Raw genomic sequence first — 19,246 nt, 5'->3', positions numbered from 1 at the left:
GCGCGGCCTTCCGCTAAATCTCTGCGTTACGTCACATTTTTTTGCAATTTAAACAGGTAATGGAGCGAGAACTTCCGTAAAAAGGGCAACGATTTTAAATGACCTGAGGAAATTTCGTTGAAACGCCGTCTGTTTATTGCTGTTTCTTTACTCGCTTCGAGTATTACGTCTGCCCTGGCTGCCGATCCCATGGACTACTCGCCGCAGCCGCCGGCCATTCAGGCAGGCTCCTGGGTGCTGATGGATTACACTACTGGTCAAATTTTAACAGCGGGCAACGAGCACCAACAGCGTAATCCGGCCAGCCTTACCAAGCTAATGACCGGTTATGTGGTCGACCGCGCGATCGATAGCCATCGTATTACCCCCGATGACATCGTGACCGTCGGGCGCGACGCGTGGGCGAAAGGCAATCCGGTGTTCGACGGGTCGTCGCTGATGTTCCTGAAAGCGGGGGATCGCGTCACCGTTCGCGACCTGAGCCGTGGCCTGATTGTGGATTCCGGCAACGACGCCTGTGTCGCCTTAGCCGACCACGTCGCAGGCGGCCAGCCGCAGTTCGTCAACATGATGAACGACTACGTGCAAAAGCTGAACCTGCGTGATACGCACTTTGAAACCGTGCACGGCCTGGACGCTCCGGGTCAGCACAGTTCGGCTTACGATCTGGCGGTGCTGTCGCGGGCGATTATTCACGGCGAGCCGGACTTCTACCACATGTACAGTGAAAAGAGCCTCACCTGGAACGGGATCACCCAGCAAAACCGTAACGGGCTGCTGTGGGATAAAACCATGAATGTCGACGGGCTGAAGACCGGGCACACTTCCGGGGCGGGCTTTAACCTGATTGCGTCGGCGGTGGACGGTCAGCGTCGCCTGATTGCCGTGGTGATGGGGGCAGACAGCCCGAAAGGGCGCGAAGATCAGGCCCGCAAGCTGCTCCACTGGGGTCAGCAAAACTTCGATACCGTGCAGATTCTGCGCAGTGGAAAACAGGTCGGCACGGAGCGCATCTGGTACGGCGATAAAGAGCAAATTTCCCTCGGAACGGATCAGGATTTCTGGCTGGCGCTGCCAAAATCAGAAGTGGCGAACATGAAAGCCAAATATGTACTCGATAAAAAAGAGCTGGAAGCGCCTATCGCCGCGCATCAGCGTGTGGGTGAAATTGAGCTGTATGACCGCGATAAAGTCGTTGCACACTGGCCGCTGGTGACGCTGGAGAAGGTCAACAAGGGCGGTCTTTTCTCACGTCTGAGCGACTATCTGCACCACAAAGCCTGACGGCCCAAAGAGCAGACTGGCACTCCTGCGAGTCTGCTCACATAATAAACATCTCGCATTTGCCGGACATAACGAATCTGCTTTATAGTGTATAAATATACAGTAATAAACGGAGGCAGTATGGACTACAGCATCAAGCAGCAACCAAAACGTAAAATCGCTGGTTTTCATATGGTTGGCCCGTGGGAGCAAACGGTCAAACAGGGTTTTGAACAGCTGGCGATGTGGGTCGATGGCAACCACATCCAGCCCCTCGAATGGGTGGCGGTCTATTACGACAATCCCGATGAAGTCCCCGCGGAAAAACTGCGCTGCGATACGGCAGTGACGGTCCCGGAAGATTTTCAGATCCCCGCGAACAGTGAAGGCGTTATCCACACTGAAATCGCCGCAGGCGACTATGCCGTCGCCGTTGCGCGTGTCGAAAACCACGATTTTGCCACGCCGTGGTATAGCTTCTTCAACAGTCTTCTTGAAGATCACCATTACCAGATCGCTCCCAAACCGTGCTTTGAGCGCTACCTGAATGATGGCAATGTCGATGGTTACTGGGATATCGAAATGTACGTCGCGGTGCAAAATAAAGTGGGTTGAGCAGCAATCCTGTTATTTGTGTGGTTTTTCTGTCGGACGTGATGCGTCCGGCAGAAAACACAGTACAATTGTGATTTGCCGTGTAGCTGGAGAGCGGGTGTGCGTCCCGACAAATCATTAACTCCTTTTGAAATCCGTTTATACCGACACTATCGCGTTGTGCATGGTTGTCGTATCGCGCTGGCGTTTATTCTCACTTTCCTGCTGGTGAGACTGCTGCATATCCCTGAAGGGACCTGGCCGTTAATCACGCTGGTGGTGATCATGGGGCCAATCTCTTTTTGGGGAAACGTGGTCCCGCGCGCCTTTGAGCGTATTGGCGGCACCATTTTTGGCTCCGCGCTTGGGTTGATTGCGTTAAAACTGGAGCTGATTTCACTTCCCGTGATGTTGCTGTGGTGCGCAGGGGCGATGTTCCTGTGCGGCTGGCTGGCGCTCGGTAAAAAGCCCTATCAGGCGCTGCTGATTGGCATCACCCTTTCGGTGGTCGTTGGCGCCCCGGCGGGGGATATGGCCACTGCGCTCTGGCGAAGCTGCGACGTCATTCTGGGATCGCTTCTGGCGATGCTCTTCACCGGCATCTGGCCGCAGCGTGCATTCCTGCACTGGCGTATTCAGATGGCGAACTACGTGACCGCCGTCAACCGTGTCTATCAGGCGGGTTTTTCCCCGAATCTGGTGGAACGCCCACGCCTCGAAAAGCATCTGCAAAAAATTCTCAACGATATCGTCAAAATGCGCGGGATTATTGCCCCCGCCAGCAAAGAGACGCATATTCAAAAGTCTATCTTTGAGGCGATTCAAACGGTCAGTCGTAATCTGGTGTGTATGCTCGAATTGCAGATCAATGCGCACTGGGCCTCGCGCGCCAGCCACTTTGTGCTGCTGAATGCCCATACGCTCAAGGAAACGCAGCAGATGACGCAGCAAACGCTGCTGACTATCGCTCACGCGCTGTATGAGGGGAACCCGCAGCCGATTCTCGCCAACAGCGAGCGGTTGAATGAGATCACCGCCGAGTTAAGAGAGCTGATCAACGAGCATCAGGGTGACGGCGTGGCGGAAACGCCTATCCACGGCTATGTATGGTTGAGCATGGAAATGGCGCGACAGCTGGAGCTTTTGTCGCATCTTATCTGCCGGGCACTGCGCAAATAAAAAGCAGCTATCTCCCGTTGTGACGCCTGCTGCTTCGATTCAGCAGCGATTGGGGTTATGATAGGATCAAACGATATAGTCATTGTCATTCGCAGCGGCTGTCAGTAAGGTTATCTGCACAGTGGTTGCTTAAACGAATCCGAATCTTACATTAGCAGGGGTATCAAAATGGAAACTACTAAGCCTTCGTTCCAGGATGTTCTGGAATTCGTCCGCCTGTTCCGCCGCAAAAACAAACTGCAGCGTGAAATCCAGGACGTTGAGAAGAAGATCCGTGACAACCAGAAACGCGTTCTGCTGCTTGATAACCTGAGCGACTACATCAAGCCAGGTATGAGCGTTGAAGCCATTCAGGGCATTATCGCCAGCATGAAAACCGACTACGAAGATCGCGTAGACGACTACATCATCAAAAATGCTGAGCTGTCCAAAGAGCGTCGTGACATCTCCAAGAAGCTGAAAGTGATTGGCGAAATCAAAAACGGCGAAGCGAAAAGCGAGTAACTGTCGCGAAGATTGATACGGCCCCTCTGCGAAAGCAGGGGGGCTTTTTTTTGGGTATTTTACAGGCCCAGAAAAGCAAAAAGCCTGCTTTAAAAGCAGGCTTTTCAAATTTGGCTCCTCTGACTGGACTCGAACCAGTGACATACGGATTAACAGTCCGCCGTTCTACCGACTGAACTACAGAGGAATCGGTTAGGAGGCTTATCTTAGCGGCGAAAAAACTTTTGTCAAACTTGATCTTACACTCAATGGTTCAACTGCTGATTCTGTCGACAGTTTGTCGTCATTCTCTACAATTTTTTATGGAAAATACTTTGCAGGATTAGCGTTTCTCCCTCATTATTTGAAATGGAGTTTCAACTTTCTCTCGTTAAGGTCCATTTTGAACGTCACTTCCGCTCTGCGCCATGCCGTCATGCGTACGCCCTGGTATGCCAAACGTAAAAGCTATCGTGTACTGTTCTGGCGTGAAATCACCCCTCTTGCTGTGCCTATCTTTCTGGAAAACACCTGCGTCCTGCTGATGGGCGTCCTCAGCACGTTCCTCGTGAGCTGGCTGGGTAAAGAGGCGATGGCGGGCGTGGGTCTTGCGGACAGTTTTAACATGGTCGTGATGTCATTCTTTGCGGCCATCGATCTCGGTACCACGGTGGTGGTGGCCTTTAGTCTCGGGAAACTCGACCCGAAACGCGCCCGCGAGGCAGCGAGACAATCCCTGATGATCATGACCATCTTCTCGATCATCCTGGCGGCGGTGATCCACTATTTCGGTAAAGAGATTATCGATATCGTGGCGGGGGAGGCAACCAGTGAAGTAAAAGGCCTGGCGTTGACGTACCTCGAAATGACGGTGCTGAGCTATCCGGCGGCGGCCATTACGCTGATTGGCAGCGGTGCGCTTCGCGGTGCGGGCAACACAAAAATTCCGCTGCTCATTAACGGTGGGATGAACATCCTCAATATCATTATCAGCAGCATTTTGATTTACGGGCTTTTCTCCTGGGATGGCATGGGATTTGTCGGTGCCGGGCTGGGGCTGACTATCTCCCGCTACATCGGTGCGGCCGCGATTGTTGCGGTGCTGATGATTGGTCTTAATCCCGCGCTGCGTATTTCATTGAAAAGCTACTTCCGCCCGCTGAATTTCGCCATTATCTGGGAAGTGATGGGAATCGGTATTCCTGCCAGCATTGAGTCGGTGCTGTTTAACGGCGGGAAACTGCTGACCCAGATGTTTGTCGCCGGAATGGGCACCGATGTCATCGCCGGTAACTTCATCGCGTTTTCAATCGCCTCGCTGATTAACCTGCCGGGGAACGCCCTCGGTTCGGCCTCCACGATCATCACCGGTAAACGGCTCGGCAAAGGGCAGATTGCTCAGGCGGAGCGCCAGCTGCGCCACGTGTTCTGGCTGTCAACGATTGGCCTGACGATTATCGCATGGGGAACCGCGCCGTTCGCAGGGCTGATGGCCTCGTTCTACACCCATGAGGATGACGTTAAAGAGGTGGTTAAAATCCTCATCTGGCTGAACGCGGCCTTTATGCCGATCTGGGCGGCCTCCTGGGTGCTTCCTGCGGGGCTGAAAGGGGCGCGTGATGCGCGCTTTGCGATGTGGGTGTCGATGCTGGGCATGTGGGGCTGTCGCGTGGTGGCGGGCTATGGACTCGGGATTATGCTCGGGATGGGCGTGGTGGGCGTCTGGCTGGGGATGTTCCTCGACTGGGCGGTGCGCGGTGCACTGTTCTACTGGCGAATGGTCAGCGGCCGCTGGCTGTGGAAATATCCGCGCATCAAGACCACGAATGCTGCTCCTGACGTGTCAGAACGGATGACAAATGTGCGAACTGAGGAATAAAGCAGCAATCGAACGATTTTCTGCAATCTGTCTTTGACAACGAAAGGTGGCGTCGATAATATGCGCCCCGTTCACACGATTCCTCTGTAGTTCAGTCGGTAGAACGGCGGACTGTTAATCCGTATGTCACTGGTTCGAGTCCAGTCAGAGGAGCCAAATTTGAAAAGCCTGCTTTTACAGCAGGCTTTTTGCTTTTCTGCGTTCAGGGAAATTGCCCGATAGCGACTTCGCTTACCGGGCAACACGCCACGCTATCGGTTCACGCGAATCGGAGCCGTCGCTTCAAACAACCACGGACGCGCATCGCTGTTCACCCGTGGCGATAACACGTCCCGCACCTGCTGATGGTAATCATCCAGCCACTGCTTCTCTTGCTCGGTCAGCAGCGCGAGTTCCACCTGGCTCAAATCAATCGGGATCAGTGTTAGCGAGGCAAATTTGCAGAAGCCTGGCATGCTCTCCACGATCTCCACCTGATTCTCAATGCGAATACCGTGACTGTCGGCCTGATAATATCCTGGCTCGATGGTAATGATATTCCCGGCCACCAGCGGCCACGGATTCACTTTTTTGGCGATACGCTGCGGATTTTCATGGATCAGCAGCTGATGCCCTACGCCGTGGCCGGTACCGTGATCGTAATCCAGCCCCAGCTCCCACAGCGGACGGCGGGCGAACGCATCGAGCTGATGCCCCTGCGTGCCCGACGGGAACTGCAGTGAAATCAGGGATAAAAAGCCTTTCAACACGGCGGTATAGTGCAGGCGCTGTTGCGGGTCCAGCTTGCTGTACGCGAGCGTACGGGTCGCATCGGTGGTGCCGTTCTGATACTGGCCGCCCGAATCATTCAGGTAGAAATGCCCGCTGGTGATCGCTTTGTTTGATGCTGTGCTGGAGTGGTAATGACACATCGCGGCGTTACTGGCGGAGGCCGAAATCGTCTCGAAGCTCTGCTCAATAAAACCAGGCTGCTGCTCGCGGAAGACCAGCTGCTGCGCCTGCGCTTCCAGCTCGGTCAGCGGCTCGCCTGCGGCCTCGCGCTGAGGGACTTCGTGAGACAGCCAGGCCAGGAAATTCACCCAGGCGGCGCCGTCCTGCTGGTGGCATTCGCGATAGCCTTCCAGCTCGACCGGATTTTTATTCGCCTTCATCAGCGTCACCGGATCGGCCTGCCAGAGGATCTCTCCCTGCGGCTCAATCGCAAAGCGCAGCGCGACGGGCGCGGAATCCGCATCCAGCCACACGCGCTTGCCTTCACCCAGCTGCTTGCAGCGAGGCACAAAATCATCCTGCGGTGAGACGACAATCCCCTCCAGGGCAGAGGCGGGCAGATCGCGGATTTTGTCCCCATTAACGAACCATTCCACGTCGCCCGTGCGGCTCAACAGCGCAAACGAAAGCGGAACCGGGCTGGTGGGGATGTCGCAGCCACGCACGTTCAACAGCCAGGCGATGTTATCCGGCATGGTTACTGCCAGATAATCCGCGCCGTTATCCTGTAGCAACTGCGCCACACGATGACGTTTGTCGGCGCTGCTTTCACCGCTGATTGCCACCGGCATTTCGCGGATCAAGCCTGCCGGGGCGGCAGGGCGGTCGGTCCAGAGCGTGTCGAAAGGCGATGTCTCAAGCGGGACAAATTCACAGGCGGTGGCAGCAAGCTGCTGATACTCGTTGTGAGTCATCAGCAGGGGATCAAAGGCGATGCGCACGCCTGCGCTCGCGTTGTTTTCCAGCCACTGGGCCAGCGGTTCGTTGTGCAGATGATGGATCGCAAAATCATCCATATTGACCTGCACACGGGCCTGCACCTGATAGCGGCCATCGACGAACAGCAGGGCGCGATCTTTAAGGACCAGCGCCAGCCCCGCAGAGCCGTCAAAGCCGGTCAGCCACGCCAGTTTTTCGAAATGCGGTGCGCAGTATTCGCTCTGCCACGCATCCGTGCGCGGCACGATCATGCCGTCGAGGCTGTTTTCCTGTAGCCACTGGCGAAGCGCCGTAAGGGGTGATGAGGTGTGCATGAGTTATCCTTGTTTTTAGCGGAACGGCGGCTCGTTAAAGGTACGCAGTTTGCGCGAATGCAGCTTGTCGCCTTCCGCACGCAGTAAATCAATCGCGCGGATTCCGATCTGCAGATGCTCGGAAATCGCCCCCTCGTAGAAGCGGTTAGCCTGGCCCGGAAGTTTAATCTCACCGTGCAGCGGTTTATCGGAAACGCACAGCAGCGTGCCGTAGGGAACGCGGAAACGGTAGCCCTGGGCGGCAATGGTGGCGCTTTCCATGTCGATCGCCACCGCGCGGCTTAAGTTAAAGCGCAGGGAGGAGGCGGAGTAACGCAACTCCCAGTTACGGTCATCGGTCGTCACCACGGTGCCGGTGCGCAGGCGTTGTTTGACCTCTTCACCCGGCATTCCGCTCACCTGTTTGGTGGCGTCGTACAGGGCGCGCTGGACTTCGGCGATGCTTGGAATGGGGATATCTGGCGGCAGCACAGCGTCGAGAACATGATCGTCACGCAGATACGCGTGTGCCAGCACGTAGTCGCCAATCAGCTGGCTTTCACGCAGCCCACCGCAGTGGCCGATCATCAGCCACACGTCCGGGCGCAGCACCGCCAGATGGTCGCAAATGGTTTTAGCATTCGACGGGCCGACGCCGATGTTGATCAGGGTAATCCCCTGGCCGTCAGCGGTGATCAGGTGCCAGGCTGGCATCTGGTGCTTTTTCCACGCCAGATCGGAAATCGCCATTTCAGGCGCTTCGGTCTCGGCGGTGATCCAGATCCCACCCGCGCAGGAGAGCGCCACGTACGGGCTGTCCGGGTCGAGGATCTGGCTGCAGCCCCAGCGCACAAACTCATCTACATAGCGGGTGTAGTTGGTGAACAGCACAAAGGGCTGGAAATGTTCAACCGGGGTCCCGGTGTAGTGACGCAGGCGTGCCAGGGAGAAATCGACGCGTCGGGCATCGAAGTGCGACAGCGGAGAAAACTCCGCAGGATGGTAAATCCCGTCGGCGGTCTCATCGCCAATCTGCGACAGCTCGGTGGTCGGGAAATGGCGCGTCAGCCCGGCGCTCATGGAACGGTCCAGCGTCAGCGCTGAGCCGTCGATGACGTACGGGTAAGGAATTTCATGCAGCGACGGCTCTACGGCGATATGGGCGCCGTAATCCTGATACAGCAGCGTCAGTTGCTCTTCCAGATAAGGGCGGAACAGGGAAGGGCGGGTAACGGTGGTGGAGTAGCATCCTGAATGGGTAAAGCGTGCGTAGGCGCGGGTTTTTGGCGTGGTGGTGGTGCCGCCGTCCCAGGTCACCGAAAGCGAGGGATAAACAAAAAGGCCATCAATTCTGGCCTTTTCATCAGGAAGCGTTCCGTTCTCAATATACTCGCTAATGGCGTTGCGCAGGGCGTTAACCGATTGATCGTACAACGCCTCCAGCTTTTCCAGAGCCTGAGCAGGTGTCAGGCTTAAGCCCTTATTATTCATGTCTGTCTCCTTGATCCACAGATGTGCGACGTCACTCGATAGTATGTCACCCACATGTGAAAAAAAAGTCAGGACATCATTCGTGAGACTCTTTCATCAGCAGCGCCGTCATCGCGGAGATCAGGCAGCCCGCCAGCAGATAGACCGCCACGCTCTGCCAGTTTCCGCCGGAGAAGGTCACGAGGGCGGCGGCGATAAACGGCGTAAATCCGCCGCCCACCACGCTCGCCACCTGATAGCCGACGCCCGCACCGCTATAGCGATAGCTTGCGCCAAACATCTCGGTAAACATCGGCTGCTGCACGCACACCACCATGTCATGGGCGACATTGGCCAGCATAATGGCGAAGAACACAATCCAGAACATTGACTGAGCTTCCAGCGCCATAAAGAACGGCCAGGCGCTGAGGCTGCCAATCAGCGCCCCGGTGATGTACACGCGGCGACGACCAAAGCGATCCGCCAGCCAGGCAAAACAGGGGATCGTCAGACAGCTGATTCCGCCGACCAGCAGACCAATATTCAGAAAAAGCTCACGCGGCAGGCCGAGGTTTTGTGTCGAATAATTGAGGGCAAAGGCGGTGACGATATACATCGTCAGCAGTTCGCACAGGCGCAGGGCGATAATTTTCATGAAGGCGCCGGGATGCTGCAGCAACGCTTCCATCACCGGCAGGCGTTTTTTCGCCACCGGCGGTTCGCTCTTCTGCTTTTCAAATTCGGCGGACTCTTCCATGCCGTTGCGGATCCACAGGGCGGCCAGCACCAGCACGATGCTGAACAGGAACGGAATGCGCCATCCCCAGCTCAGGAACTGCTCGTCGGTGGTGAGCGAACTGATGAGTGACACCAGCCCTGTTGAGAGCAACAGGCCAACGCCATACCCCACCTGTACGCCGCTGCTGTAAAAGGCTTTCTTATGTTTCGGCGCGCTTTCGACGGACAACAGCGCCGCACCGCCCCATTCGCCGCCCACGGCAAAGCCCTGAATCGCGCGCAGGGTCACCAGCAACACCGGTGCCCACCAGCCGATAGTGTCGAAGGAGGGCAGAATGCCGATCAGCGCGGTGGCGATGCCCATCATCCAGACCGTGAGCATTAACATCCGTTTGCGGCCCAGTTTGTCACCGAAGTGGCCGAAAATCACACCGCCTAACGGACGGAACAGGAAGCCGACGCCAAAGGTGGCAAACGCGGCGAGCGTGCCCATCGCCGGGCTGACCTGGGGAAAAAATTCGCGGTTAAACACCAGAGCGGCAGTGATGCCGTAGAGCAGAAAGTCATACCAGTCGACGACGGCACCGGCGAAGCTACCAAGAGCAGCGCGTCGGGCGCGGTTAAGCGATGGTGTCTCCTCGTTGGGGCGTTCGGAGATGAGGGTGGAGTCCATTTTTTGTCCTGTCAGTACCAAATTTCTAATTATTAGTATGCTAAAAGGTTGCTCACATCGTCCCCGTCAGAGAGACGGGAACAATGAGACTACCCCGACAGGCAGCAGGCGAAAACAATTTTATCCGTCTGAGGCGGTAAAATTTCCAAAACGCGGCGAAGGAGTTTCCAGAAAGGGGTTACAGTAATACTTATCGCAGAACGATTTTGCTGAGGGAATGATGATGCACCCGATTCGGATTGTCTTACTCATTATGCTGATGTGGTTTGTGGCTCCCCTGTATGCTGAACCGGGCGTTTACGGGGAACAGCGCATTACCGGCTGGTGGAACAATCTTACCAGCGATGTCTCCCAGACGTGGAACGCCCCGCAAAACTACGATCTCTATCTGCCCTTTTTGAGCTGGCATGCGCGCTTTATGTACGATAAAGAGAAAACGGATAAATACAATGAAACGCCGTGGGGGGGCGGGTTTGGCGTGTCCCGTTATAACGAAGCGGGGAACTGGAGTTCCCTCTACGCGATGATGTTTAAAGACTCTCATAACGAATGGCAGCCGATTATCGGCTACGGCTGGGAGAAGGGCTGGTATCTCGATAATGCGCGCGATTTTCGCCTTGGACTGGGCGTGACGGCGGGGATCACCGCCCGCCAGGATTTTGCCAACTATGTGCCGCTGCCGATTATTTTGCCGCTGTTCTCGGCCGGGTATAAACGGCTAAACGTGCAGTTCACCTATATTCCCGGGACCTATAACAACGGCAACGTGCTGTTTGCCTGGTTGCGTTACGGGTTTTAGCTGCAAGGCGCAGCGCCACCTCGCATTAAAGGGTGATGATCTTTTTCACCACCGAGTTTGACAGGGCCAGCATCGAAATCAGCACCGAGGCGATAAACGTCAGCGCAATCAGCAGCAGTTTGGTGGTGAGCGACGTCACCGGGATCAGCGAGGTGAGCAGATGAAACACGGAGTAGTGAAGAATATACACCCCGGTCATCGTTTTGCTGACGGCGGCTAAAATGGCCTCTTTGAATTCGATATTTTTCCGAAAACGCACGCCGTTAGCGGCAATCACCAGCGCCACAATCAGGATATAAATCTGGGAGCCGGTCAGAATGAACGCGTTTCGATCCGCCTTGAACAGGGCGAAAAAGAAGTGCTGCTCATAAAACCAGGTGAACAGATAAATCACCGGAATGGCCGCAATGGCCGTTTTCACGACGTTACCCTTGCTGATCCAGGCGGAAATAACCGGGTCGAAAAAGATCTGTCCGGTGAGATAGAACAGCAGCCAGGTCCAGAGCCGGTACTGCGGGGGCAGCGAGAGCAAATGTTTTTCCGGGTAGAGTGCCGACAGCAAATCATAGCTATAGGCAAAGATTAGCAGGGCGAAGGTCACGCCAATCAACAGGTTGCGCCGCTGGCTTAGCCACTCGATCAGCGGATGGAAGGTGTAAATCACGATGAAGGTGAAAACAAACCACGGCTGGATTAAATACCCGCGCTGATACGGCTCCCACAGGTAGTAGACCGTCATCCAGAAAAGAAAAACCATCACCACGGCTTTGATTTTATCGAGCTGCCAGCGCGAGCCGTGGCGCGACTGGGCATCCAGATATCCCGCCACCACAAAAAACAGCGGGGTGGCGATGGTCGAGATAAAGGTCAGAAAGCCAAGGATCCAGTGGTAATCGTAATCGTAGCGATCCCAGGTGTGGTACAGCGTGAAAAACGTCACCGCCGTCATGCATCCCAGCGTTTTAATGATGTTCAGCCCTGTGGGGTTCATTGGGGTCGTTCCCTCTCCGTGGGGTGGAAACAGGCATAAATAACCGGAAGTACCAGCAGGGTCAAGATGGTTGCAAAGCCCAGGCCGAACATAATCACCACCGCCATGCTCTGGAAGAAGACATCGCGCAGCAGCGGAGCGAGGCCCAGCACCGTGGTGAAGGCGGTTAGCAGGATAGGGCGCAAACGTGACGTAGCGGCATCAACAATCGCCTGGTACTGCGCTTTGTGCTCTTTCTGCTGCTCGATCTCTTCCACCAGCACGATGCCGTTACGAATGAGCATCCCGCTCAGACTCAGCAGTCCTATGAGCGCCATAAAGCCAAAGGGAATGCCGGTGAGTAAAAAGCCCGGCGTCACGCCAATCAGCGCCAGCGGCACCGTCAGCCAGATCGCCACCGCGTTTTTCACCGAGCTAAACATCAGAATGGTGATGATAAACATCACCAGAAAACCCAGCGGCAGCGTGGTGAAAATACCTTGCTGCGCCTCGCTGGAGTTTTCCGCGTCGCCGCCCCACTCGATGCTGTAGCCGTGTGGCAGCGGCAGGGCGTCAATGTCAGGTTTTACCCGCGCCAGAATATCGCCGGAGGTCTCCTGACTGAGCGGGTCGGGATCGGTCTGCACCGTCAGCACCCGGCTGCGGTCCCGGCGCAGGATCAGCGGATCTTCCCACTCAAGGGCAAAGCCGCTCACCACGTTGCTCAGGGGAATATACTGCTGACGGTTTTGACTCCAGACCAGCACGTTATTCAGATGGTTTGCGTCCTGGCGCTCGCTTTCCGGCGGGCGCACGATGACCGGCAGCAGATCGGAGCCTTCCCGATATAGCCCGACGCGGCTGCCGGAGAAATTCATCTCCAGTGCGCTGTCGATATCCTGTTTATCCACCCCCAGCTCACGCCCGGATGCCGCGACGTACTGCGGGCGAATCACTTTGCTGCGGTTTTGCCAGTCATTGCGCACGCTGTCGGTAGCCGGGTCGCGGGCGAGAATCGCATCCACCTGGCTTGCGATCAGGCGCAGCCGGTCCGGGTCCGGCCCTTTAATGCGCACTTCGATGGCGCTGTCGCCGGACGGGCCAAACATCACCCGTTTGGTACTGGCGTTAATTTCGGGATAATGCCGGGCAATATCGTCGTCGACGTGGCGCGTGAGGGCGGCGATATTTCTCTGATCGTCCATGCGCACCATGATCTGCGCGTAGTTGCTGTACTGGCGCTGGCCGCTGTAGGTCAGAATAAAACGCATACTCCCCTGACCAATCGTTGAGACGGTGGTCACCACGCCGGGCTGGCCATTGATCGAATTTTCAATTTCGCTGGTGATCTTTTCGGTCTGGGCGATATCCGTGCCGTAGGGCAGCCACAGGTCGACAAAGAAGATGGGCGTATTCGACGACGGGAAGAAGTTTTGCCGGACTGCACCAAACCCCCAAATAGCGGCCGCCAGCAGAACCACCATCAGCGCCAGAGTAATGGCTTTGCGCTGCAACAGGGCGTTGAGCATATGCTGATACAGGCGGTAAAACCGCTGATTATAGGGATCGGCATCCGCAGGGGCGTCAGCGGTTTTCTGCCCCTTAAACAGCCACCACTTGATCATCACCGGCGTGATGGTGAGCGCCGAGAACCAACTCAGCAGCAGGGAGATCAGCAGCACCTGGAACAGGGATTTACAGTATTCGCCTGTTGAATCCTGGGATAAGCCAATCGGCGCAAAGGCGAGAATGGCGATTACCGTCGCGCCCAGCAGGGGCAGGGCCGAGCGGCGAATGACGTAGTTAATCGCGGTCATCAGCGTGGAGCCGCGCTGGCGTGCAATCAGCACCCCTTCGACGATCACAATCGCATTATCGACCAGCATACTCAGGGCAATAATCAGCGCGCCCAGGGAAATGCGCTGTAGCTCAATACCCCAGAGGTACATGATCAGCAACGTGCCCAGCACGTTCAGGGCCAGCGAGAGGGCGATAATGATGCCGCTGCGTAATCCCATAAAAATCAGCAGCACGCCGATCACGATTGCCAGCGCCATCAGAAAGTTAATGATAAAACCGTTCACCGAGTGGCCCACTTCGGCGGCCTGATCGTAAAACAGATCGATGTTGATGCCCGCCGGTTTTTCCGCTGACATCTGCTGCAGTTTGGCCTCCAGCGCGTGGCCCACGTCGATCACATTGACGCCCGGAATAAAGGAAACGCCCATGGTCACGGCCTGGCGGCCATTGGCATGGTAAATACTCGACGGCGACACCGTCAGCCCGCGAGAAAGGGTGGCGATATCGCGCAGACGCGTCGCGGCCCCGACGCCGGGCGGGGTGATAATCATGTCGCCGAGTTCGTCGAGATTTTCAAATTCGCCCGTCGGGTGCAGGCGAATGGATTCGCTGCCGGAGAGGATCTCCCCGGCGTTGGCGACGCTGTTTACCCGCCCCAGCAGGGTTGAAATCTGCCCGAGAGTGATCCCGCGCGCCGCCATTTTTGGGAGCGAAATGTCGACGTTAATCTGCTGCGGAACCGCACCGCCAATCGCCACTTTCCCGACGCCGGGGATGAGCACCAGCTCGCGGCGCAGCTGATCGGCATACTGGGCCAGCTCAGGGTTGGTAAAGTTGTCGCCGGAAAGGGCAAAGAAAAAACCAAACACATCGCCGAAGTCGTCATTGACGAACGGTGTCACCACGCCCGGTGGAAACTGGCGCGAGGCGTCGCCCACCCGGCGGCGCAGCTCATCCCAGATTTGCGGCAGTTCGTTGGAGTGGTAGCGCGAGGCGATATTCACGGTGATCTGCGACAGACCGTTTGACGAGATCGAACTAATGTTATCGAGGTAGGGCAGCTGTTGCAGGGCATTTTCCAGGGGAAGCGTGACCTCTTCTTCCACCTGCTGGGCCGAGGCGCCGGGATAGTGGGTGATGACAACCGCCGTTTTAATAGCAAACGTGGGATCTTCCAGGCGACCAATGTTCAGCAGCGCAAAAATACCGCCGACACCCAGCAGCAGAACCGTCAGCCAGACGCGAATGGGGTTATCGATAAACTGGCGAGAGATATCCATTACAGGCCTCGCTCACGGGTCCAGATCCGCACCGGCTGTTGGGCGTGAAGTTCGCCGACGCCCGCAGCCACCACGCGCTCTCCGGCCTTAAGCCCGTCGGTAATGATAATCCCCTGAGCGGTAACTTGTCCGACCGTGACTTTGCGATCTTCCAGCTGCAACGTATCACCCTCGCCTTTGACCACCCACACGTGCGGCTCGTTGCGCGGGCTGTTATCCGGATTGAACACCGCTTCCACCGGCACAACCAGCGCATTGCGCCCCGCGCCCGCCGGAAGATTCGCCAGATTAACCGTCACGGTGCCGCTAACGCCGCCGACAGCCGGGAAATCATCCGGGCGCGGCATGGTTAAAATCACCTGCCAGGTGAGGGTGTTACTGTCACTGCTGCCCGTATGATCTTTATAGACCGCGCTGAATTCGCGCCCCGGCAGGGCGTTAATTTTCACCAGCGGGCGGTAATCAGCATTACGGATATCCAGGGTTTTGAACAGGTTTTCGGGAATGCTAAACACCACGTCGAGCAGATCCGTTCGGGTCAGGGTCACGATCGGCTGTCCGGCAGCAACCACCTGATGATTACGTACCTGAACGCTTGCCGCGGTGCCTGCAAAAGGCGCGGTGAGCGTCATCTGGCTCAGCTCTTCCTGGGCGATTTTTAGGGCGGCATTGGCGGAGTCACGGGTAGCGCGCTGTACGTCCATCTCGGCTTTGGAGATCGCCTGGCGTCCGGCCAGCGTCTGAAAACGGTCGAACTGGCGCTGGGCAAGCGTGGCGGAGGTCTGGCGGTCTCTTACCCGCTGCTGGGCTTCGCGCGCATTGAGGCTCGCCAGCTGCTGGCCCTGTTTCACAGGGGTACCCTGACGGATATCGAGCGTTTCAATCTGTCCGCCGCGCTTAAAGGAGAGGTCGGTGGCATCGCCGGACTCAATCCTTGCCGGAAAGACGCGCTGTTGCGCCTGGCCGGCATCCATCACCGTGGCGACTTTCACCATTCTCGGCTGAGGCGGAACATCTGGTGCTTTTTGATCGCAGGCGGTGATACCAAGAATAAGGGCCGGTATAAGCGAAACGTAACGATTCACACTATTCCCCTAATAAATAAAAACACCATTTATTACGAATACTTACCTTGAACGGTTTTATTCGGCGAAGGCGGATACCATTAGATACGTAAAGAGTCCTACGGCGGCACTGGACACAATGGCCAGCACAATAAACAACGCGAGGCGAATCAGGCTATATCCAAACATCATTCCTCCCAGGATCTCAACGCCGGTAAGCCAGGGCGGCTCATGCAGCGTCAGTCGCGGATGTTTAAGCAAAGCATAGCCTGTGAAGCGGGAAAAGGTTAAACAGCGCCTAAAATTGGCAGGCAGATGAAATTGCTACCTTTGAATGAGATATGCGAAAGAACTAAACGTTAATTTATTATTTTTCATGAGATTAGTCAGACGTCAGAAAATACCGAGTGTCCTGTGCTACGTTTAATAGCATCCCGTTCATTTCTTTGTACCCGGTTGTGGTGCTTATTCCCCTGTGTGTCATGACCCGTAGCGTTATTCATTACATATTCTATTGGTAATTAAAGGATGCTCACTATGTACAGAAATATTCTGGTCCCGGTCGATGTCTATGAAATCGGGCTGGCCGATAAGGCGCTGGCTCACGCACAGTTTCTCGCCGAGGCGGCTTCCGCTGATATCCACTTATTGCATGTGATTCCAAAATTCTCGCCGGAACTGACGCGCGGGTTTATTTCCGACGCGCGAAAGATGGATGACTATATGATTAATAACGCAAAAGAAAAACTCACTGCTCTGGCGCAGAAAACCACTTTCGCAGCCGATCGGCTCCATTTTCACGTGCGCAGCGGCAACGTGCGCGATGAGGTCACCAAACTCGCCGACGAGCTGATGGCAGAGGTGATCATTATCGGTTCGCGCAACCCGAATATTCAGACCCATTTGCTCGGCTCGGATGCGGCCAATATTGTTCGCTATGCCCACGTTCCGGTTTTTGTCGTGCGCTGAGAGCGAAAGTGACAGTGTGCGTTTTTCGTTGCAGGACTTGAGGACGGAAGAATGAATACAGAAAAACCGGTCCAGCCCTTTTACCGGCTCTCCGTAGAAGAAACCCTGGCTCAAACAAACAGTACCCCAGACGGCATCAGCGGGGCGGACGCGACGGCGCGCCTGTCGCAGTACGGTGAAAATGCCCTGCCGCAGAAACCCGGCAAACCCGCCTGGCTGCGCTTTTTGGCGCACTTTAAAGATGTCCTGATCTATGTCCTGCTGGCGGCGGCGCTGCTGACCGCCGTAATGGGGCATTGGGTTGATACGCTGGTGATACTTGGCGTGGCGGTAATCAACGCCCTCATTGGCCATATTCAGGAAAGTAATGCGGAAAAATCCCTGCAGAGCATTCGCAATATGCTCTCCAGCGAAGCGGTGGTGGTTCGTCACGGCAATCATGAAACGGTCCCGACCACTGCGCTGGTGCCGGGGGATATCGTGGTGATCCGCGCGGGCGATCGAATTCCTGCCGATTTAAGACTGCTTGAAGCGCACAACCTTCGGGTGGAGGAGGCGATTCTGACGGGGGAGTCTACCGTCGTGGAAAAAAGCACCGAGAGGCTGGAAGGGGAGCTGCCGCTGGGGGATCGCACCAATCTGCTGTTCTCCGGGACCACGGTCAGCGCCGGTGGCGGTAAAGGCATTGTGGTGGCGACGGGCGGCGACACGGAGCTGGGCCATATCAACCAGATGATGGCGGATATTGAACAGCACCGCACGCCGCTGCTGGTGCAGATGGATAAGCTCGGCAAAGCCATTTTCATTATTATCCTGGTGATGATGGCGGCGCTGTTCGTCTTCAGCCTGCTGTTCCGCGATATGCCGGTTTCCGAGCTGATGCTATCGCTCATCAGCCTGGCGGTGGCGTCGGTCCCGGAAGGTCTGCCTGCGATTATCTCGATTATTCTCTCCCTGGGTGTACAGACCATGGCGCGGCAGAAAGCGATTATCCGCAAGCTGCCGACGGTCGAAACCCTGGGGGCGATGACGGTAATCTGCTCAGATAAAACCGGCACCCTGACCATGAATGAGATGACGGTGAAAGCGGTGATCACGGCGGAGAAAATCTATCGCGTCGAAGGTGATAGCTATGAGCCGGTGGGGAATATTCACCCGATTGACGACCCGACACCGGTGGCGGTGACTCACGGTTCGCTGCTCGAGCGCTATCTGCGCACGATCGATCTTTGCAATGACAGCCAGCTGATGAAAGACGAACAGGGGATGTGGAAAATTACCGGTGGCCCAACGGAAGGGGCGCTGAAGGTGCTGGCCGCTAAAGTGCCGCTGCCGCCTTTGCAGACGGAGTTGCGCAGCAAAATCCCGTTTGATTCCCAGTATAAATACATGTCGACCCTCCATCGCATCGGCGATGAAGAGGTGATCCTGATTACCGGTGCGCCAGACGTGCTGTTCAGGCTGTGCCAGCATCAGCAGACGGAAAGCGGGCTGCAACCGCTGAATCAACCTTACTGGGAAGCGCAGATTGAAGAGTATGCGCGGGAAGGTTTACGTATGGTGGCGGCAGCCTGGAAGCCCGCAGGTGTTGATCAAACGACGCTGGACCATCCGGATTTGCAGCAGGGCGTGATTCTGCTCGGTATTGCCGGAATGATGGACCCGCCGCGCCCGGAAGCCATTACCGCAATTGGCGAATGCCTGCAGGCGGGCATTCGCGTGAAAATGATCACCGGCGACCACCCGCAAACGGCAATGAGCATCGGCAAAATGCTGGGAATTGGCAATGCCGGGAACGCGATTACCGGACGTGAGCTGGAGGTCATGGATGACCAGCAGTTGAGCGAAGCGGCGCAGAGCTATGATATTTTTGCCCGTACCAGCCCGGAGGATAAATTCCGTCTGGTGCAGGCGCTGCAAAGTAAGAAAGAGGTGGTCGGGATGACCGGCGATGGGGTTAACGATGCGCCTGCACTGAAACAGGCTGACGTCGGTATCGCCATGGGTATCAAAGGGACCGAAGTGACCAAAGAGGCGGCGGATATGGTGCTTACGGATGATAACTTCGCCACCATCGCCAGC

General features: G+C 56.1%; 14 protein-coding genes, 2 tRNA genes and 1 pseudogene. 10 read left to right on the top strand and 7 right to left on the bottom strand.

What is annotated here, in order from left to right; all coding sequences use genetic code 11:
- Positions 1–117: 117 nt before the first annotated feature.
- The 4 genes from dacD (at position 118) to ETG88_RS17340 (ending at position 3,540) form a co-directional block, all read left to right on the top strand.
- Positions 118–1,284 (top strand): serine-type D-Ala-D-Ala carboxypeptidase DacD, encoded by a 1,167-nt coding sequence (gene dacD / locus ETG88_RS17355; RefSeq protein ID WP_129035948.1) that lies wholly within the window; start codon positions 118–120, stop codon positions 1,282–1,284.
- A 120-nt stretch (positions 1,285–1,404) separates the two neighbouring features.
- Positions 1,405–1,878, top strand: a complete 474-nt coding sequence (gene sbmC, locus ETG88_RS17350) for a DNA gyrase inhibitor SbmC (protein WP_107703299.1) — start codon at positions 1,405–1,407, stop codon at positions 1,876–1,878.
- 99 nt (positions 1,879–1,977) lie between these two features.
- Positions 1,978–3,036 (top strand): FUSC family protein, encoded by a 1,059-nt coding sequence (locus ETG88_RS17345; RefSeq protein ID WP_129035946.1) that lies wholly within the window; start codon positions 1,978–1,980, stop codon positions 3,034–3,036.
- A 168-nt stretch (positions 3,037–3,204) separates the two neighbouring features.
- Positions 3,205–3,540: a DUF496 family protein gene (locus tag ETG88_RS17340; RefSeq protein WP_095282548.1), complete on the top strand. Its 336-nt coding sequence runs from the start codon at positions 3,205–3,207 to the stop codon at positions 3,538–3,540.
- Between the two features lie 111 nt (positions 3,541–3,651).
- Here the strand turns inward: ETG88_RS17340 and ETG88_RS17335 are convergent.
- A tRNA-Asn gene (locus ETG88_RS17335) sits at positions 3,652–3,727 on the bottom strand.
- 21 nt (positions 3,728–3,748) lie between these two features.
- Between ETG88_RS17335 and ETG88_RS22655 the strand changes: the two are divergent.
- The 3 genes and pseudogenes from ETG88_RS22655 to ETG88_RS17325 all read left to right on the top strand — a co-directional run.
- A pseudogene (locus tag ETG88_RS22655) lies at positions 3,749–3,829 on the top strand (DUF5951 family protein); the annotation flags it as partial.
- Between the two features lie 126 nt (positions 3,830–3,955).
- Complete coding sequence (gene emmdR / locus ETG88_RS17330; protein WP_232731026.1) at positions 3,956–5,398, top strand: multidrug efflux MATE transporter EmmdR; 1,443 nt, start codon at positions 3,956–3,958, stop codon at positions 5,396–5,398.
- Between the two features lie 80 nt (positions 5,399–5,478).
- Positions 5,479–5,554: transfer RNA gene (locus tag ETG88_RS17325), tRNA-Asn, on the top strand.
- 95 nt (positions 5,555–5,649) lie between these two features.
- On the opposite strand, the gene ETG88_RS17320 is transcribed toward ETG88_RS17325, so the two are convergent.
- The 3 genes from ETG88_RS17320 to shiA all read right to left on the bottom strand — a co-directional run bounded on the left by ETG88_RS17320 (position 5,650) and on the right by shiA (position 10,282).
- On the bottom strand, positions 5,650–7,422 hold the full coding sequence (locus ETG88_RS17320) for an aminopeptidase P family protein (protein WP_129035944.1): 1,773 nt from the start codon (positions 7,420–7,422) through the stop codon (positions 5,650–5,652).
- Positions 7,423–7,437: 15 nt separating this feature from the next.
- Positions 7,438–8,892, bottom strand: a complete 1,455-nt coding sequence (locus ETG88_RS17315; protein WP_107703302.1) for an AMP nucleosidase — start codon at positions 8,890–8,892, stop codon at positions 7,438–7,440.
- Between the two features lie 76 nt (positions 8,893–8,968).
- Positions 8,969–10,282 (bottom strand): shikimate transporter, encoded by a 1,314-nt coding sequence (gene shiA / locus ETG88_RS17310; protein ID WP_107703303.1) that lies wholly within the window; start codon positions 10,280–10,282, stop codon positions 8,969–8,971.
- Positions 10,283–10,505: 223 nt separating this feature from the next.
- Here shiA and pagP point away from each other — a divergent pair, with 223 nt between their 5' ends.
- On the top strand, positions 10,506–11,081 hold the full coding sequence (gene pagP / locus ETG88_RS17305; protein WP_369804788.1) for a lipid IV(A) palmitoyltransferase PagP: 576 nt from the start codon (positions 10,506–10,508) through the stop codon (positions 11,079–11,081).
- 25 nt (positions 11,082–11,106) lie between these two features.
- On the opposite strand, the gene ETG88_RS17300 is transcribed toward pagP, so the two are convergent.
- The 3 genes from ETG88_RS17300 to ETG88_RS17290 are packed head-to-tail and all read right to left on the bottom strand — an operon-like array spanning position 11,107 to position 16,216.
- A complete protein-coding gene (locus tag ETG88_RS17300; protein WP_129035942.1) occupies positions 11,107–12,072 on the bottom strand; it encodes an acyltransferase in 966 nt (321 codons plus the stop codon).
- Complete coding sequence (locus ETG88_RS17295; protein WP_129035940.1) at positions 12,069–15,131, bottom strand: efflux RND transporter permease subunit; 3,063 nt, start codon at positions 15,129–15,131, stop codon at positions 12,069–12,071. The genes ETG88_RS17300 and ETG88_RS17295 overlap by 4 nt, the downstream gene beginning before the upstream one ends.
- On the bottom strand, positions 15,131–16,216 hold the full coding sequence (locus ETG88_RS17290) for an efflux RND transporter periplasmic adaptor subunit (RefSeq protein WP_164971812.1): 1,086 nt from the start codon (positions 16,214–16,216) through the stop codon (positions 15,131–15,133). Before ETG88_RS17290 ends, ETG88_RS17295 begins: the two co-directional genes overlap by 1 nt.
- 516 nt (positions 16,217–16,732) lie before the next feature.
- Between ETG88_RS17290 and ETG88_RS17280 the strand changes: the two genes are divergently transcribed.
- Together ETG88_RS17280 and ETG88_RS17275 are read left to right on the top strand one after the other, a co-directional pair.
- Positions 16,733–17,164, top strand: coding sequence for a universal stress protein (locus ETG88_RS17280; RefSeq protein ID WP_100779664.1), 432 nt, complete (start codon positions 16,733–16,735; stop codon positions 17,162–17,164).
- A gap of 51 nt (positions 17,165–17,215) precedes the next feature.
- On the top strand, positions 17,216–19,246 hold a 2,031-nt coding region (locus tag ETG88_RS17275; protein ID WP_129035938.1), incomplete at its 3' end, for an HAD-IC family P-type ATPase.

The sequence above is a fragment of the Lelliottia nimipressuralis genome, from assembly GCF_004115925.1.
Taxonomy (GTDB): domain Bacteria; phylum Pseudomonadota; class Gammaproteobacteria; order Enterobacterales; family Enterobacteriaceae; genus Enterobacter; species Enterobacter nimipressuralis.
Note: the sequence above shows the minus strand (reverse complement) of the source record. Positions and strands in the feature narration are given on the sequence as shown.

What these genes read in the sequence shown, in the direction of transcription:
- sbmC (WP_107703299.1), top strand. Translation starts at nt 1,405, where the DNA reads ATGGACTACAGCATCAAGCAGCAACCAAAACGTAAAATCGCTGGTTTT.
- ETG88_RS17340 (WP_095282548.1), top strand. Translation starts at nt 3,205, where the DNA reads ATGGAAACTACTAAGCCTTCGTTCCAGGATGTTCTGGAATTCGTCCGC.
- emmdR (WP_232731026.1), top strand. Translation starts at nt 3,956, where the DNA reads ATGCGTACGCCCTGGTATGCCAAACGTAAAAGCTATCGTGTACTGTTC.
- ETG88_RS17320 (WP_129035944.1), bottom strand. Translation starts at nt 7,422, where the DNA reads ATGCACACCTCATCACCCCTTACGGCGCTTCGCCAGTGGCTACAGGAA.
- ETG88_RS17315 (WP_107703302.1), bottom strand. Translation starts at nt 8,892, where the DNA reads ATGAATAATAAGGGCTTAAGCCTGACACCTGCTCAGGCTCTGGAAAAG.
- shiA (WP_107703303.1), bottom strand. Translation starts at nt 10,282, where the DNA reads ATGGACTCCACCCTCATCTCCGAACGCCCCAACGAGGAGACACCATCG.
- pagP (WP_369804788.1), top strand. Translation starts at nt 10,506, where the DNA reads ATGCACCCGATTCGGATTGTCTTACTCATTATGCTGATGTGGTTTGTG.
- ETG88_RS17300 (WP_129035942.1), bottom strand. Translation starts at nt 12,072, where the DNA reads ATGAACCCCACAGGGCTGAACATCATTAAAACGCTGGGATGCATGACG.
- ETG88_RS17295 (WP_129035940.1), bottom strand. Translation starts at nt 15,131, where the DNA reads ATGGATATCTCTCGCCAGTTTATCGATAACCCCATTCGCGTCTGGCTG.
- ETG88_RS17280 (WP_100779664.1), top strand. Translation starts at nt 16,733, where the DNA reads ATGTACAGAAATATTCTGGTCCCGGTCGATGTCTATGAAATCGGGCTG.